This is a genomic window from Chelatococcus asaccharovorans, from assembly GCF_003201475.1.
GTDB classification, from domain to species: Bacteria; Pseudomonadota; Alphaproteobacteria; order Rhizobiales; family Beijerinckiaceae; genus Chelatococcus; species Chelatococcus asaccharovorans.
Map to the genome: position 1 here is coordinate 190,782 of NZ_QJJK01000007.1, position 15,961 is coordinate 206,742.

General features: G+C 64.3%; 12 protein-coding genes and 1 tRNA gene. 8 read left to right on the forward strand and 5 right to left on the reverse strand.

Going from position 1 to position 15,961, the window contains the following annotated elements; genetic code table 11:
- Positions 1-31 precede the first annotated feature (31 nt).
- On the forward strand, positions 32-985 hold the full coding sequence (gene argC / locus C7450_RS17660) for an N-acetyl-gamma-glutamyl-phosphate reductase (protein ID WP_110375777.1): 954 nt from the start codon (positions 32-34) through the stop codon (positions 983-985).
- A 94-nt stretch (positions 986-1,079) separates the two neighbouring features.
- Here argC and C7450_RS17665 read toward each other — a convergent pair whose 3' ends face one another.
- Entirely contained in the window at positions 1,080-1,931 is an 852-nt protein-coding gene (locus C7450_RS17665) for a fumarylacetoacetate hydrolase family protein (protein ID WP_110375778.1), read from the reverse strand.
- A 400-nt stretch (positions 1,932-2,331) separates the two neighbouring features.
- Here C7450_RS17665 and C7450_RS17670 point away from each other — a divergent pair, with 400 nt between their 5' ends.
- Positions 2,332-3,642, forward strand: a complete 1,311-nt coding sequence (locus C7450_RS17670) for an OmpP1/FadL family transporter (protein ID WP_110375779.1) — start codon at positions 2,332-2,334, stop codon at positions 3,640-3,642.
- Positions 3,643-3,669: 27 nt separating this feature from the next.
- Here C7450_RS17670 and phaC read toward each other — a convergent pair whose 3' ends face one another.
- The gene (phaC, locus tag C7450_RS17675) at positions 3,670-5,478 is read right to left on the reverse strand and encodes a class I poly(R)-hydroxyalkanoic acid synthase (protein WP_110375986.1); all 1,809 of its coding nucleotides are present in this window, start codon (positions 5,476-5,478) and stop codon (positions 3,670-3,672) included.
- 130 nt (positions 5,479-5,608) lie between these two features.
- Here phaC and C7450_RS17680 point away from each other — a divergent pair, with 130 nt between their 5' ends.
- The 6 genes from C7450_RS17680 to C7450_RS17705 all read left to right on the forward strand — a co-directional run bounded on the left by C7450_RS17680 (position 5,609) and on the right by C7450_RS17705 (position 12,498).
- Complete coding sequence (locus tag C7450_RS17680) at positions 5,609-6,007, forward strand: hypothetical protein (RefSeq protein ID WP_146227382.1); 399 nt, start codon at positions 5,609-5,611, stop codon at positions 6,005-6,007.
- Positions 6,008-6,291: 284 nt separating this feature from the next.
- On the forward strand, positions 6,292-7,509 hold the full coding sequence (locus tag C7450_RS17685; protein WP_110375781.1) for an LL-diaminopimelate aminotransferase: 1,218 nt from the start codon (positions 6,292-6,294) through the stop codon (positions 7,507-7,509).
- Positions 7,510-7,633: 124 nt separating this feature from the next.
- Positions 7,634-8,956, forward strand: a complete 1,323-nt coding sequence (locus C7450_RS17690; protein ID WP_110375782.1) for a homoserine dehydrogenase — start codon at positions 7,634-7,636, stop codon at positions 8,954-8,956.
- Between the two features lie 33 nt (positions 8,957-8,989).
- The gene (glpX, locus tag C7450_RS17695) at positions 8,990-9,988 is read left to right on the forward strand and encodes a class II fructose-bisphosphatase (RefSeq protein WP_110375783.1); all 999 of its coding nucleotides are present in this window, start codon (positions 8,990-8,992) and stop codon (positions 9,986-9,988) included.
- A gap of 590 nt (positions 9,989-10,578) precedes the next feature.
- A complete protein-coding gene (recJ, locus tag C7450_RS17700; RefSeq protein WP_245449923.1) occupies positions 10,579-12,267 on the forward strand; it encodes a single-stranded-DNA-specific exonuclease RecJ in 1,689 nt (562 codons plus the stop codon).
- 156 nt (positions 12,268-12,423) lie between these two features.
- Positions 12,424-12,498: transfer RNA gene (locus C7450_RS17705), tRNA-Glu, on the forward strand.
- A 209-nt stretch (positions 12,499-12,707) separates the two neighbouring features.
- Here the strand turns inward: C7450_RS17705 and C7450_RS17710 are convergent.
- The 3 genes from C7450_RS17710 to C7450_RS17720 all read right to left on the reverse strand — a co-directional run bounded on the left by C7450_RS17710 (position 12,708) and on the right by C7450_RS17720 (position 15,937).
- Positions 12,708-13,130 carry a cupin domain-containing protein gene (locus tag C7450_RS17710; protein ID WP_110375987.1) on the reverse strand — a complete coding sequence of 141 codons (423 nt, stop codon included), beginning with the start codon at positions 13,128-13,130 and terminating at the stop codon, positions 12,708-12,710.
- Between the two features lie 219 nt (positions 13,131-13,349).
- Positions 13,350-14,273 carry a hypothetical protein gene (locus C7450_RS17715; RefSeq protein WP_245449877.1) on the reverse strand — a complete coding sequence of 308 codons (924 nt, stop codon included), beginning with the start codon at positions 14,271-14,273 and terminating at the stop codon, positions 13,350-13,352.
- Positions 14,274-14,644: 371 nt separating this feature from the next.
- Positions 14,645-15,937 (reverse strand): YbfB/YjiJ family MFS transporter, encoded by a 1,293-nt coding sequence (locus C7450_RS17720; protein ID WP_245449879.1) that lies wholly within the window; start codon positions 15,935-15,937, stop codon positions 14,645-14,647.
- Between the last annotated feature and the right edge of the window lie 24 nt (positions 15,938-15,961).

Below are 15,961 nucleotides of genomic sequence, written 5' to 3' on the forward strand. Positions count from 1 at the left end.
GCGTGTCCGAAGGTCACCAGGAGTGCCCGATATGAGTGCCGCGTCCTTCAAGGATGGAACCGTGCCAAGCATCTTCATCGATGGAGAGGCGGGAACGACCGGCCTTGGTATCCGCGAACGCCTGCAGTCGCTCAGCGGCATCACGGTCAAGAGCATCGATCCCGAATTGCGCAAGGACGCAAAGGCGCGCCAGGCCATGATGGCGGCCGTCGACCTCGTGGTGCTGTGCCTGCCGGATGCGGCGGCGCGTGAGGCCGTCGCACTCGCACGGGATCTCGGCGCCGATGCACCGCGCATCCTCGATGCGAGCACCGCCCATCGTACCGACGCGGCTTGGACCTACGGCTTCGCCGAACTGGCCGAGGGCCAGGCGGACGCGATTCGCGCCGCGCGGCTTGTCTCCAATCCCGGTTGTTACGCCACGGGTGCGATCGCGCTTCTGCGACCACTCGTCGACTGTGGCCTCATTCCCCCGGATTATCCGCTGACGATCAACGCGGTCAGTGGCTATTCCGGCGGTGGTCGCACGATGATCGAGGCCTACGAGGCGGGCCGCGCACCTGCCTTCGAGCTCTACGGCCTGGGGTTCGACCACAAGCACCTGCCCGAGATCACGGCGCTGAGCCGGTTGGATGTGGCACCGATCTTCATTCCTTCGGTCGGCAATTTCCGGCAGGGCATGCTCGTCAGCGTGCCGCTCAATCTGTCGGCCTTGCCGGCACAGCCGCCGGCGGACGATCTCGCGGCATCTCTCGCGGCCCGCTATCGTGATTGCGAATTCGTGCGGGTCATCGGGATCGAGGGCTCCCATGCCATCGGCGGACGCCTCGATGCCGAAGCCTTGAACAACACGGACAATCTCGAAATCTTCGTGTTCTCGGACAAGGATGGTGGCCGTGTGGTGCTCGTCGCCCGGCTCGACAATCTCGGCAAGGGCGCATCCGGCGCCGCTGTCCAGAACATCAAGCTGATGCTGGGACAGTAGAGCGGCGGTCGTCCATTACACATCATCGCCAAAAAAACCCGGCCTGATCGGATCAGGCCGGGCTTCTTGTTCTGTCGGATGCTTGGGACGACGATCAGCCGGCCTTGTAGGGCACCACGGTCTGGCGCTGCGATCCCAAGCCCTCGATGCCGAGCGTCATGATGTCGCCGGCCTTCAGATAGACCGGCGGCTTCATGCCCATGCCGACGCCGGGCGGCGTTCCGGTGGTGATGACGTCGCCGGCTTCGAGCCGCATGAATTGCGAGATGTAGTGCACGAGATAGAGCGCACCGAAGATCATCGTGCTCGTCGAGCCGGTCTGCATGCGCTTGCCGTTGACGTCGAGCCACATGCCGAGGTTCTGCACGTCGGCGATCTCGTCGGGGGTCACCAGCCACGGACCGAGCGGACCGAAGGTCGGGCAGCCCTTGCCCTTCATCCATTGGCCACCGCGCTCGGTCTGCCAGGCGCGCTCCGACACGTCGTTGCAGAGGCAGAAGCCGGCGACGATCGAGAGGGCATCCGCTTCCGAGACATTCGAGGCGGTCTTGCCGATGACGATGGCGAGCTCGACTTCCCAGTCCATCTTCTCGGAGCCGAAGGGCACCATCACGTCGTCATTCGGGCCGACGATGCATGACCGGGCCTTGTTGAAAAGGATGGGCTCGCTTGGGATCGGCGAATTGGTTTCGGCAGCGTGGTCGGCGTAGTTCAGGCCAACCGCGATGAAATTGCCGACATTGCCGACGCAGGGGCCGAGGCGGACACCGGCATCGACCTTCGGCAGCGAGGCCGGATCGAGCTTGGCGAGTTCCGCGAGCTTCTCCTTGGACAGGTAGGGTCCAGAGATGTCCGGTACGACGCCGCTGAGGTCACGGATCGTCCCGTCAGCATCGATCAACCCAGGCTTTTCTTCACCCACCTTGCCGAAACGCACAAGCTTCATCAGCGTTCACTCCTGTTTGCTGGTGAGATGTGTAACGCCTTCGGCAAATGCCGCAAGTGCGACCTGACATGTTGGATGAAATAAGCAACCGTTATTTGAATGCGATCTGAAGAAATAAACTTTAAGTTGTATTTACCCGTCTTCGTCGCCCAACATGCGAAGCCGAAAAGCGGCTGATTCCCGCACGGGATTGGCGAGATTGGGACAGCTGGGGAACAGGCCGGATCTTCGGCATCGGCCTTGGCAGCGCGTTTCTCGGCGGCGGAGGCCTTGGCAACATCGGCATAGGGAAAGGAAGGCGCCGAACCGGCGGTGCGAGGAGGTTGCGTTGCGTATGTGTCGGGCGCTGGCCAGCGGCCTCGCCTGAAACCGTTACCAATTGCGATCATGGAGCATCGGGATGAGTGGTTGGCGGCTCTGGTGGTGGGCGGTGGCCTTGGCTCTCGGCCTGTTTGGCGGGAGCGGAAGTGCCGCGGCCGGCGCTATCGGCGTGCGGGAGCAGAATGCCCGCAGTCAGGGAGCTGCATTCGCGGGGGTGGCTGCAGGAAGCGGCGGCCTTGGCTCCATCGTCTGGAATCCGGCATCGATCGCCTTGTTTCCCGGTCTGCAAAGCGAAAGCGACATCAGCCTCGCGCGGACGCAGGCGCGCCTGTCGCCCGACTGGCACACGCTCATGGCGGCGGATCTCGCCGGCGGCTCGCCTTGGTCATCCGGGGAGATGGGCCAGGGGCGCTATGTGGCGGCGACTTACGGAAGCTACCAGATTAATGAGGCGCTGTGGATCGGTGCCGCGCTGAACACGCCTTACGGTTTCAGCTCGAAGCCTCGGCAGGACTGGGCCGGGCAATCCTACGCGCGCTCCTCGCGGCTGACGAGTGCGGCGTTTACACCGACCGTTGGTTATCGTGTGAACGACTGGCTTACGCTCGGCGCCGGGGTGACGGCGCAATATCTTGACCTGACGTTCAAACAGGCTGTGAATGGAGCGCCGGGAGCTCCCAGCGCCATTCTGCAAGGTAATGACCTCGGTGTCGGCTTCTCGCTGGGCGCGACGGTTCAGCCAAGGCCTGGCACGATGGTCGGCATCGGCTTCCGCTCGGCCGTGCACCATGAGATCTCGGGTCAATGGGCTGGGACACCGGGCATTCCCGTCCCGATCACGGCCGGCATAACCCTGCCGGAAACGCTGAGCTTGGGGATCTCCCAGATGCTCAATCCCCGTTGGACGATCCTGGCGACGGGCGAGTGGACCAACTGGAGCCGGATGGAGCGCTCCGCCGTCATCAGCCGGGCCACCGGGCTGCCAGTCAGCAGCCTGGCGTTCGGCTACCGGGATGGCACCTTCCTGTCCCTCGGTGCCGAATATCTCTGGCATGAAGGCGTGACGATGCGTGCCGGCGTCGGCTTCGAGACGTCGCCAGTCACCAACGAGGCGCGCAGCCCCCGGCTGATCGATTCAGACAAGCTATGGGCCTCCCTCGGCGCGAGCTACCAGGCCACCGACAAACTCGGCCTCGACATCGGCTATTCGCGCCAGTTCATGCGGCAGGCCCCAGTCCGGATCACCGGGGCCTACGAAGACTTCAATGGATCGACCTTCATCGCCGACGGCAAATCGTCCGTCGATGTCATTTCCTTCGCCTGGCGCTATCGTTGGGATGCGGCGGCCCGCCCCGTCTTCGTCGATCGCTATACGCCCGCGACGTACTGATTGGACGCGGAGCGGCTCCCTGTCACATCAGGAGACGACTTGCACATAGGTGCCGGGAGCATCGCAGAGCGGCTTGAGCCTGCCGTGGTCCGGGTCACGCGCCGGAACACGCTCGGGCGCCAGGGCCTCGAGCCAGCGGTGCCAGTCCGGCCACCACGAGCCTGGCGTCTCCTTTGCGCCCGCCAGCCATTCCTCCAGGGATCTGCCGAGTGGGGCGTCCGACGTCCAGAACTGATACTTGTTCTTGTGGGGTGGGTTCACGACGCCGGCGACATGGCCGGACCCCGCGATCACCAGTCGCACCGGGCCGCCGAACAGGCGGGCGCCGAGATGCACGGAACGGGCGGGTGCGATGTGGTCTTCTCGAGTCGCCAGGCTGTAGACGGGGAGAGTGACCTTGCCGAGGTCGAGCTTGATGCCGTCGATCGACATATTGCCGCGCGCCAGGTCGTTGTTGAGATAGCACCGCCGGAGATAGAAGGAATGCGTCGCCGCCGCCATGCGCGTCGGGTCGCTGTTCCAGTGCAGGAGGTCGAAGGGGTAGGGTGCCTGCCCCTTGAGGTAGACGTTGACGTAGTAGGGCCATATCAGGTCGTCCGGCCGCAGCATGTTGAAGGTCGTGCTCATATGCATGCCTTCGAGATAGCCGACCGGTTTCATCTTCTCCTCGACCGCCGCGATCTGCTCCTCGTCGATGAAGACCTTGAGATCGCCGGCGCGGGAGAAGTCAACCTGTGCCGTGAGCAGGGTGGCGGCGACGACGCGATCGATCCCCTGCGCCGCCATATAGGCCAGCGCCATCGAGAGCATGGTGCCGCCGATGCAATAGCCGATGACCGCTGCCCGTTTCTCTCCGGTGTTCTGCTCGATGGCATCGAGCGCGGCAAAAAGCCCCTCGCGCATATAGTCCTCGAAGCTCTTCGAGGCGAGGCTCGCATCCGGGTTCACCCAGGAAACGCAGAACACGGTCAACCCTTGTCCCACCATCCAGCGGATGAGGGATTTGTCTGGGTTGATGTCGAGAATGTAGTATTTGTTGATCCAGGGCGGCACGATCAGGACGGGGCAGCGCAGCACCGTGGCGGTCGCTGGCGCATACTGGATCAATTCCATCATCTCATTGCGGAAAATGACCTTTCCGGGGGTGATCGCTATGTTCTCACCCAGCTTGAAGCGGGTGGGGTCGCTCTGGCGGATTTTCAGTTCGCCGTTCCCGGCCTTGATATCCTCGGCGAGCATTTTCATGCCGCGTACGAGATTGGCGCCGTTCTCGCGCACGGTCTCGCGCAGGAGCTCGGGGTTGGTCGTGAGGAAATTCGACGGCGAAAGCGCACTGCCGATCTGCTTCACATAGAAGCGGGCCTTGTCGCGCGTATGGTCGTCGAGCCCTTCGGCGCCCTCGACGATCTGCTCGGCCCAGGTCGTGCTGATGAGATAGGCCTGTTTGACGAAATCGAACACCGGATTGTCCTGCCATTCCGGGTCGAGAAAGCGCTTGTCGCGCGGATGGGCACTGACGATCGGCTCGCTCGCCTCGCCGCCAAGCCGTTTCAGGCTCGCGCTCCACAGGGCCAGGAAGTTCGACGTCAGCTTGGCCTGGGCCTCGATTGCCTTCTGCGGATTGGACATCCATTTTTCGGCGAGCTGGCTCATGGTCTTGACGACATCGCTGACCTCGTCGGCCTTGCCAACCTTCGGACCGTTTTCCTCCAGGGGGCGGAGATAGGCAGCGGTTGCCTTGCCCGCTTCCTCGACGAGTTGTGCGATGTTGCGGGAGAGCTCATCCAGATCCGTCAAGCCCGCGTCACGCGGTTCCTTGTCGGTGGTCTTCGTCATGTCGGCTCCATTCAGGGGCGAATGCATCGTCGATACCCGCGCGTCTCATATTTTCGACTTAATATTAAAGCCAGTTCGATTACAAAGGCACCTCTGGCGACGCAGGTGGACAGCGGGTATTGAGATGCAGGTGCTGCAGACGCATGACAAGAGGCAGATGATGATGGTTTTTGCGCCGCAGGCGAAGGTCGCCCGCCTTGCCATCGCTCTTGCCGTTGTGCTCGGCGGCCTCACCGCCTGCAATCCCGTGCGCGATGTCGCGGTATCCACGGGCTTCGGCGCCAAGGAGCCGGAGCCGGCGCAGTTCGTGCGGGACAATCGGCGCGACGATGTCGGCTATATGCCCGTTGGCGTTCGCGCGCCCGACCGTCCCTCCAAGGCAAGGCCGAAGTCCGACGTCGATGCGCTCGCGCAGAGCATCGATGCCCGCCGGCAAGCCAATGAGGCCGCGGGTACGACGGCCCGGTCGATGGGGGCCGAGACCAACGCCCGCCCCATTCCGAAGCCGCCGGCCCTGCCGCAGGAATGAGGAATCTGGTCGAGCAAGGCCGCATCGGGCGACTGACGACTGGTGGGACATGTCGGACAGTTACGTTTCTGCTAGAATTTGAAACGCAATAAACGCCTTTGGAACGAAAGCCGTTATATATAAGCGATCCTGCGCCATCATACCGCTGCTGGCGCATGGGGGCGAGACGATATTCAGCCGCGTCGCCGGCGGTTGAAGAAAGAGCCTGTGCCCTTGGCGGGGGCCTCACAACATCGGTCCACTACGCGAGAGAGTCGTCCCGGACCATTGATTGGAACGAAGCCATGTCGGATTTTCACCGCATCAAGCGTCTGCCCCCCTATGTGTTTGAGCAGGTGAACCGAGCTAAGGCCGCAGCCCGGGCCAATGGCGCCGATATCGTCGATCTCGGCATGGGAAATCCCGATCTCTCCGCTCCTCGGCATGTCGTCGAGAAGCTGGTCGAGACGGCGGGGCGTCCGCGCACGGATCGCTACTCCGCTTCCAAGGGGATCGGTGGGCTTCGGCGCGCGCAGGCCGGATATTATGAGCGCCGCTTCGGCGTGAAGCTCAATCCGGACACCCAGGTCGTGGCTACCTTGGGCTCGAAGGAAGGCTTCGCCAATATGGCGCAGGCCATCACCGGACCGGGCGACGTGGTGCTCGTGCCCAACCCGAGCTATCCCATCCACGCCTTCGGCTTTCTCATGGCGGGCGGCGTGATCCGCTCGGTGCCCGCAGAGCCGACGCCGGCGTTTTTTCCGGCGCTCGAACGGGCGGTCGTGCATTCGATTCCGAAACCGATCGCGCTCGTGGTCTGTTATCCCTCGAACCCGACGGCCTATGTGGCGTCGCTCGATTTCTACAAGGATCTCGTCGCCTTCGCCAAGAAGCACGAGCTGATTCTCCTGTCGGACCTCGCCTATGCCGAGGTTTACTTCGACGGCGAACCGCCGCCGTCCGTGCTGCAGGTGCCGGGGGCGATGGACGTGACCGTGGAATTCACCTCCATGTCGAAGACCTATTCCATGGCCGGTTGGCGCATGGGCTTTGCGGTGGGCAACGAGCGGCTGCTGGCGGCGCTGGCGCGGGTCAAGTCCTATCTGGACTATGGCGCCTTCACGCCGATCCAGGTGGCGGCGACGGCTGCGCTCAACGGCCCGGACGATTGCATTGTCGAGATGCGTGACACCTATCGCCGCCGGCGCGACGTGATGGTCGATGCTTTCGCGCGGGCGGGATGGAAGATTCCTGCGCCGAGCGCCTCGATGTTCGCCTGGGTTGAAATTCCCGAGCCGTTCCGGTCGCTCGGCAGCCTGGAGTTCTCCAAGCTGCTGATTGAGAAGGCGGATCTGGCGGTCGCACCGGGCATCGGCTTTGGCGAGCATGGTGATGATTTCGTGCGCATCGCGCTGGTGGAGAACGAGCAGCGTATCCGCCAGGCGGCGCGAAATCTGCGGCGCTTCCTTGAAACCGCGGAGAAAACGTTGCACAACGTCGTGCCACTGGCGGCTCACCGCTAGATCGCAAATGGGTGTGGAGCCAACGGCTTCCACACCCTTGTGCCGATCAGCAGGAGCGGACAGGCCGCCGCATGCTGGCGCATGTTCCTGCGGGAACCAACATCAGGCCTGGTCTTAACGAACGATGACTCAAGTTTTTCGCATAGGCATCGCCGGCCTTGGCACGGTGGGTGCATCCGCCGTGCTCATGCTCGATCGCCGCGCCAGGAGCTTGAGCGCAGGTTCAGGGCGCGAGGTAAGGGTCACGGCCGTCTCCGCCCGCGACCGGGCGCGCGACCGCGGCTTCGACATCGATCGTTTCACGTGGTTTGACGATCCCGTTGCGCTTGCCGCTTCGCCTGAGATCGATTGTTTCATCGAACTCATAGGCGGTGAAAAAGGCACCGCCAAGGCTGCCGTCGAGGCGGCCCTCAAGGCCGGCAAACATGTGGTGACCGCCAACAAGGCCCTGCTCGCGCGCCACGGCAGCGAGCTCGCTGCGCTTGCGGAGGCCAAGGGTGTCTCCTTGCAGTTCGAGGCGGCCGTTGCCGGTGGCGTGCCGATCGTCAAGACCCTGCGCGAGGCCATGGCGGGCAACGCCATCACCCGGATTTCCGGCATCCTCAACGGCACCTGCAACTACATCCTGTCGCGCATGGAAGCCGAAGGCTTGAGCTTCGATGTCTGCCTGGGCGAGGCGCAGCGCCTCGGTTATGCGGAAGCCGACCCGACCTTCGATATCGGCGGCTTCGACAGCGCCCACAAATTGGCGATCCTGACGAGCCTTGCCTTTGGCGCAGCGGTCGATGCCGATGCGATCCATGTGGAGGGCATCTCGGCGATCTCACCCATCGATATCCGCATGGCCCAGGAACTCGGCTACCGGATCAAGCTGCTCGGTGTCGCCGAGGCCACGGCAACGGGCATAGAGCAGCGCGTCCACCCCACCATGGTGCCGCTGACCTCGGCCATTGCCCAGGTCATGGGTGTCACCAATGCAGTGACCATCGCAGCCGACGCCGTGCGCGAGATCACCTTGATCGGCCCGGGCGCCGGTGGCGACGCGACGGCCTCCGCCGTCGTGGCCGACATCGCCGATATCGCCCGTGGATCGGGCGGCATGCCTTTCGTGCTCCCGGTGGCCCAGCTCCGCAAGGCCGAGCGTGCACCCATGCAGCTCCACCATGGCGGCTATTATGTGCGGCTTACGGTGAACGACCGTCCGGGCGCCGCCGCCTCGATCGTCGGCCGCTTCGCCGAAGCCGATATTTCGCTCGAATCCATCGTGCAGCACCGCTCTGAAGATGCAGCGACACGTGATCCGACGGGCAGGTCCGGCGCGCCGGTTCCCGTCGTCCTGATCACCTACGCGACGACAGAGGCCGCAGTGCGTCAGGCCATCGATAAGGTGGTGGGTGACGGATACGTCGTCGAAACACCGCAGATCATCCGGATCGAGCGGGAATAGTACAATCAAAGCGATGCGCAGGAGCGAAAGCTGATGACCAATCCTAGCAGCCCCAAGCCGAACCCGCATATTGAGCGGATCCTGACGCTGGAGCTGGTGCGGGTCACCGAGCGCGCGGCTGTTCTGGCGGCTAAGCTACGCGGCCGCGGCGACGAGAAGGCGGCCGACCAGGCGGCCGTGGATGCCATGCGCCGCGAGCTCAACCGCCTCGCCATCGATGGCACGGTGGTGATCGGCGAGGGCGAGCGCGACCAGGCGCCCATGCTGTTCATCGGCGAGAAGGTCGGCAACAAATCCGGCCCGAAAGTCGATATCGCGGTCGATCCGCTGGAGGGCACCACGCTCTGCGCGCGCGACATGCCGGGCTCCATCGCCGTGATGGCGATGGCGGAAGAGGGCACGCTGCTCCACGCGCCGGACGCCTATATGCACAAGATCGCCATTGGCCCGGGCCATCCGCGCGGGCTCGTCAGCCTGGACGCATCGCCTGAGGACAACCTGAACGCCCTCGCCAAGGCCAAGGGCGTCAAGGTTGAGGATTTGACTGTCCTTATCCTCGACCGGCCGCGCCACGCGGATCTCATCGCCACCGTCCGGCGCGTCGGCGCCGCCGTGCGGCTCATCACCGACGGTGATGTCATGGGGGTCATTTTCACCACCATGCCGGAGAAGACGGGCATCGACATCTACATGGGCATCGGCGCGGCCCCCGAGGGCGTGCTTGCGGCGGCGGCCCTGCGGTGTGTCGGCGGGCAGATGGAGACGCGGCTCATTCTGGACACGCCCGAGCAGCTCGAGCGCGCGGCGAAGATGGGTATTTCCGACCCCAACCGGAAATATCAGATCGAGGACATGGCCTCGGGCGATGTCGTCGTCGCGGCCACGGGCGTGACCGACGGCGCGCTTCTCTCGGGGGTGCGCTTCGGCAATAGCTTCATCGAGACCGATACGCTCGTTTATCGTTCGGCGACCGGCACGGTTCGTCGCATCAGCGCCGAACACCGGAACTTCGATAAGTTCCATCTCGGCTGATTGCGCGTCTTCCGGAGGACGCCGTGTGCTGCGGCTTCGTCCGGGGGGAAGCCGTGGAGCAACCTCGGGCCACCGTCGTGTTCATGGATCCCGGACACCGGCTTTGCCGGTTCCGGGATGGCAGGCGAGATTGCTGCCTCCGGCGCGTCTTTGCGCGGAAAAACGCTTTGAGCGCAATGTATTATGCGTGAATAGTGAATCATTGTCCGAGCTTCGATGTGGCGGATTCAGTTTCGCAGCTCCGGCTGCCAAGCGATTCAGGTGATTCAACAATTGCCGACTCGAGAGCAAGTCCGTCTGTCGCGGACTTGGCAACGCTCGAAAATTGACGAGCAAATTCATCGCCTTAGATGGTCAGACGATTCCATCTAAGCCGGATTTGCTCTAGGCCTGATATGGCCCATGCGGGATAAGCCGGGTACAGATGATCGCGCCTCATTTCCATGCGGCGCGCGCGCCTCTAAAGTCACCCGGTGATTCCAACGTCCCCGACCTCTGTCCCCAGACCTTTCCTCGGTGTGGCCCAGTCCGCACTCGGGCAGACGTGGCGCGACCGGCTCGATGATGTCGGCGCGGCGACGGCGCTCGCCATGGTCCAGTCCCACGGGTTGCCGGATGTCGTGGCGCGGATCCTCGCGGCGCGCGGTATCGCAGGCGAGGAGGCCTCCGGTTATCTCGAACCGCGGTTGCGCGACCTCATGCCGGATCCCTCAGTCCTGCGGGATATGGAGGCGGCCGTCGACCGGCTGGCGCAAGCGATCGCCCGTCAGGAGACGGTGGCGATCTTCGGTGACTACGACGTCGATGGCGCTTGCTCCACCGCGCTGCTCGCCAGTTTCCTCGCGCGTTGCGGCACCCGCTTCATCATTCATATTCCCGATCGCATCACCGAGGGTTACGGGCCGAATGTGGAGGCCATCAGGGCTCTGAAGGCGGAGGGCGCGCACCTCTTGGTGACGGTCGACTGCGGCACGACGAGCTTCGAGCCGCTGGCCGAGGCGGCTCGGCTTCACCTCGACACCCTGGTGATCGACCATCATCAGGCCCCGCAGGAGCTGCCGCAGGCGACAGCGATCGTCAATCCTAACCGCCAGGACGATCTCTCCGGCCTGGGCCATCTCGCGGCCGCCGGCGTCGTCTTCATGGTGCTCGTCGCGCTCAACCGGCGCCTGCGCGGCGAGGGCTTCTGGGACGGGCGCGGCGGCCCGCCCGATCTCCTCGGCGATCTCGATCTCGTCGCCCTCGCCACGGTCGCCGATGTGGTGCGCCTCGAAGGCCTGAACCGCGCCTTCGTCCGCCAGGGGCTCGGCGTGATGCGGCAGCGGCGACGGCCGGGACTGACGGCGCTTCTCGATGCGGCTGCGCTGCGCGGCCCGCCGGAGGCGTGGCATCTCGGCTTTCTCGTCGGGCCGCGCATCAATGCCGGCGGCCGCATCGGCGATGCAGCCCTTGGCGCCAAGTTGCTGCTCACCGACGACAGTCTGGCGGCGGCGCAGATCGCCGGAGAGCTCGACCGGCTCAATCGCGAGCGCCAGGTCATCGAACAGCAGGCCGTGGAAGAGGCGACAGCCGAGGCGGAGCGCCAGCTTGGGGAGCGAGATGCGTCGGTCCTGGTTGTCGCATCCGCGGATTGGCATCCGGGCATCGTCGGGCTCGTCGCGGCCCGCCTCAAGGAGCGCTTCCGTCTGCCGGCTTTCGCCTTCGCCCTGACGCCGGGGGGCGGGACTGGATCCGGCCGCTCGATCCCGGGTGTCGATCTCGGCCGCGCCGTGCGCGCGGCGGTGGAGGCGGGGCTCGCCGTCAAGGGTGGCGGGCATGCGATGGCCGCCGGCGTCACGCTCAGTTCCGACGGCCTTCAGCCGTTCGCGGCCTATCTCGACAGCATGCTGGCGGCCACGGTCGCGGAGGCCCGCATCGACAGCGGCCTTGCAATCGATGCGGCCGTGACGGCCGGCGGCGCAAATCCGGCGCTCGTCGCCGGCATCGCCCAGGCGGGTCCCTATGGCTCCGGGAATCCGGAGCCCGTCTTCGCCTTTCCCCACCACCGGCTGGCGGACGTGTCCGAAGTCAAGGGGCATGTTCGCGTAACGCTGAAGAGCGGGGATGGCACCAGCCTTGGCGGCATGGCCTTCCGCAGTGCCGACCGCCCGCTGGGGCAGGCACTGCTGGGCGCGCGCGGACGTATGCTCCATGTGGCAGGCACCCTGGCGCTGGATACCTGGGGCGGGCAGGTCAAAGTGAGCCTGCGCGTGCTCGACGTGGCGGAGCCGGTGCGCTGACCGAGGCTGCGGTTGCCCGTCACGGCTGCCGCTGATCGATCTTCCTGTGAGTTATGGCAATCGGTGATCATTTGACTTGCAGGAAGGCTTGCGGCCCGTTGCGAAGGCCTCTATATGTTCGCGCCAACGCAGCCGAGCGATCGGCCTGTTGCCGGAGCGCTCTTCGTCTATCGGTTAGGACGCCACCCTTTCACGGTGGAGAGAGGGGTTCGATTCCCCTAGAGCGCGCCACTTCTGGGCAGATCCGCAAACAGCCGGATGGGCGGCGGAGCATTGCTGCAGTCCTGCTGATCATGCGATGAAACTCTGCCTGTTACATTCCCCGGCGGAGACATGCCGGTGCTCCAGGCGCTGCTCATCCCCGGCAGCCCCTTCTGGGGCGCCGGCAAATCATGATGAGCGTTGATTGATCGGAAGCCGCCCCGCACCGCGGCAGCCGCTCAGCCCTCCCGGTTGGGCGTGCCGAGTACGTGCGTGTTAGGGGGCAGCATGACCTGATCGAAGGTTTGGGTGAACATGGCCGCGGCGAAGAACGCGACGGCGTGAAGCGTCTCGTTGCCCGTATTGACGATGTCGTGCCGCACATTCGGCGGCAGGGCGAAGACGCTTCCCGGTCCGATGGCCTGGGTACCATCCTCCATCAATAGTTCGCCTTTCCCGGACAGGATGTACTGGGTCTCTTCGGTGGCATCCGTGTGCCAGCCAAGGCGCCCGCCCACAGGGATTTCGTAGACGATCGTGGAGGACTGGGTCGCCCCATGCCCACCGCAGGTCGCAAAGGCGCCCAGCCAGTTGACCGCCGGATCAGTCGCGCCCTGGACGTGAATGCGCGCAATCCCCTCTGAGATAACAATGGGTACCATGACATTCTCCGATGGTGACATTCCAACCGCAGTTGCGCTGATGCTGCCTCTCATGCCGGCAGGGCCCCAGGCAACGCCGAAAGCACCGGTGTTGTCGGTCACCTGATCGACCACTCCGTCGGAGGCTCTGCGCAAACTGAATGGACATTAAAAGCGTCGTCCCGGAAGTGTTATGGAACTTTTCGCCTGCAATAGCTTGTATGGCGTCGGCTGGTCGATTCAAGCCGTGCTGCTCGAGAGATCCGCCAAGGCTGGGCCGGCAGATTGCGTGCCGGCGACCGCCGTCGAAGCCAGTTTCGCCATGGCCAATCGATAGACAAGATCATTACCGGCCATCGTATCGGCCAGAAATCGCGCGAAGCCCGAACGGCAGGCAGGCGTGACGGCGACACTGTCGCCGGACAGACGGACAAAGCCGAAGCTCTCCGCCTCGCGCAACAACTTGCGGACATGGGTGCGCGATACGCCGAAACTGTCGCCAATCCTAACGAAGGACACCTTCGGCACCCCGTGATCATCCTCATCGCCGCACAAATGCATGAGCTTAGTCAGAATCATATGACCGGCCTGGCGGGGCAGGAAGAACGTGATCACCGGATTGGCCCGGATGAACTGTTGTGCGTGCGCCAGAAAGGCAATGCTGACTTCCCGCGCCACGCGATGAAAGGCTCGGTCCCGTCGCATCGGCTCCGGATATCCAGGATGGGGAAAAAGCGCATGCAGGGGATGGAAATAAACAATCAGGGAGCGCTGATCATGCGCCAGCATCTTGTCGGTCGGCGCGAGCAGGGTGCTGCGCCGGTCGCGTTGCGTTGTGAACGTCGTGATATATCCCAGGTCTATAAGGCGGCGGACGATGTCGTGGGTGCGACGACCGCTTGCAATGCCATGGGTCTCCATCTGGCTCTTCAGAAGCTGCATGGTCGGCCACGTCGAGCGGACATGAGGTTGATAGCCGGCGTTCATGATGATGACGCTGAAGAAAATGGATGCGGTTCCACCATCGATGAGCAGCCGGTTCTCTGTCGGCTGGTTCTCGTGCAGTTCGAGCATCTCGCGGATATAAATGTCGCGCGCCGTTCCGAAATGCGGATGCGCGAGAATCTCGTCCGCCGACAGCACAAGCCGAATTTCGCCAACCATGACTTCCCTCGTGCGCGCTCCTGAATGATGTGGGCGAGACATTATCGATCCAGAAGGGCCGATGCACGCTAAGCGCGTTCAAACGCACCCGCCACATCTTCGAACGGTGTGCGCCATTGAGCGCTGCCCTCCTACGGGCTCGCGTCGCATGCAGACAATTCAGCGCAGGAATTCTCATTCGCCGTATTCAAGCCGGCACCGTTGCGCTGAAAACGAGTCCCGTCGATGTATCAATGGACAGGGTGATCATGGTGCGCAGGTCGGACGCGGAGGCGCACAAGGCCCGCGCGGGGCACATCGGCCTCTTGGCCGCCGGCGACGATCGGAGCGGCCGGCTTGGTGCATCCGTGGCCGGGATCAGCCGGGGCTGCTTATCTGCGGTATGGGTCGGTCTTTGGCATGGGCCAGAGGCGGATCATCAGCGCGAAGAGCAGAGCCCCGAACACCAGCGAGGAGGCCGCCACGCCAAGCGCGATGGCAAAGCCGAGGCTGGGCGACCCCACCTGACCGACGAGGATACCGACAAGCGGGGGGCCGGCGATCTGGCCGATTCCGTAGGTCACGGTGAGAAGCCCCACAAATCGCGAAACGTGGTGCGGTCGCAGGCGGCGAATCTCCTGGACTGCCAGGAAGGAGATGATCGTGAAGGGCAAGCCGACGAGGATGCTGCTGATGACGAAGCCGGTCACGCTCGGCCAGGCGAGCGTGAGGGCGACGCCAAGTGCCTGCACGAGATAGGCAGCGATGAGGGCTGCGCGATAGTCGATCCAGGGCGGGGCGCGCGTGCCGATGATGCAGCCGACCACGACCGAGGCTCCGAGAATCGGCCAGAACAGGTCAAGCCAGGCCGAACCCGGCAAGGCGTCGCGGGCGATGACGGGCAGGAAGGTCGCGGTGACGATATAGCCGAAGCCGGCGAAACCGTAGGCCACGGCGAAGACGGCCATCTCGCTCGAGCTTTCCCGCGGCGTTTTATCGGCCTGCTGGGATTGAGCCGTCACCGCTCCCTGATGCTCAGTCCGCGTCGCGGACGCGGCCGCTGTGGGGGCGGGCAACTCCGCGGCCGACCTGCGATAGGCCGGCCAGACACAGGCGATCATCACAAGCGCCAGGGCTGCGAAGGCAAGCCATGCGTCGGATGCGCGCCAGCCCGCGGCCACCATGCCGCTGGCGGCGAGGCCTGAGAGCATGATCCCGAGTCCCGGGCCGATGAACATCAGGCTCGCGAGATTTGGCTTGCCGCGGCGTGCGAGCTCGCGAACGCACCAGTCGTTGGTGAAAACGAAGACGATCGCGCTGACCACGCCCGACAGGAAGCGGAAGGGGCCCCAGAAGACACTGGCCTGCCACGCCATTCCCGCCGTGAGCAGCGCAGTCGCGATGAGGCCGAGCCGGATCGCGACGGTCAGTTGCCGCGTGGAGCTGCGCGGTAGCGCGGTGCAGATCATCGCCCCCGCGAGATATCCGAGATAATTTGCCGTCGCGAGATAGCTGCCGCTTTCCAGGTCGACGACCCCGTCGTGCAGCATCATCGGCAGGACCGGGGTGAAAGCGAAACGCCCGATTCCCATCGCGACCGCGAGCGACGCGGCGCTTGCTGCCGTGATTGTCAGCAAGGCGCGAAACCGCATCTGCGGCTGGGCGGCTGGGGTGGGCTGATGCATAACGCTCGACCTGGAGGCTGTTGA

Coding starts and splice junctions, on each gene's coding strand:
- argC (WP_110375777.1), top strand. CDS start 32: ATGAGTGCCGCGTCCTTCAAGGATGGAACCGTGCCAAGCATCTTCATC.
- C7450_RS17665 (WP_110375778.1), bottom strand. CDS start 1,931: ATGAAGCTTGTGCGTTTCGGCAAGGTGGGTGAAGAAAAGCCTGGGTTG.
- C7450_RS17670 (WP_110375779.1), top strand. CDS start 2,332: ATGAGTGGTTGGCGGCTCTGGTGGTGGGCGGTGGCCTTGGCTCTCGGC.
- phaC (WP_110375986.1), bottom strand. CDS start 5,478: ATGACGAAGACCACCGACAAGGAACCGCGTGACGCGGGCTTGACGGAT.
- C7450_RS17685 (WP_110375781.1), top strand. CDS start 6,292: ATGTCGGATTTTCACCGCATCAAGCGTCTGCCCCCCTATGTGTTTGAG.
- C7450_RS17690 (WP_110375782.1), top strand. CDS start 7,634: ATGACTCAAGTTTTTCGCATAGGCATCGCCGGCCTTGGCACGGTGGGT.
- glpX (WP_110375783.1), top strand. CDS start 8,990: ATGACCAATCCTAGCAGCCCCAAGCCGAACCCGCATATTGAGCGGATC.
- recJ (WP_245449923.1), top strand. CDS start 10,579: ATGGTCCAGTCCCACGGGTTGCCGGATGTCGTGGCGCGGATCCTCGCG.
- C7450_RS17710 (WP_110375987.1), bottom strand. CDS start 13,130: ATGGTACCCATTGTTATCTCAGAGGGGATTGCGCGCATTCACGTCCAG.
- C7450_RS17715 (WP_245449877.1), bottom strand. CDS start 14,273: ATGGTTGGCGAAATTCGGCTTGTGCTGTCGGCGGACGAGATTCTCGCG.
- C7450_RS17720 (WP_245449879.1), bottom strand. CDS start 15,937: ATGCATCAGCCCACCCCAGCCGCCCAGCCGCAGATGCGGTTTCGCGCC.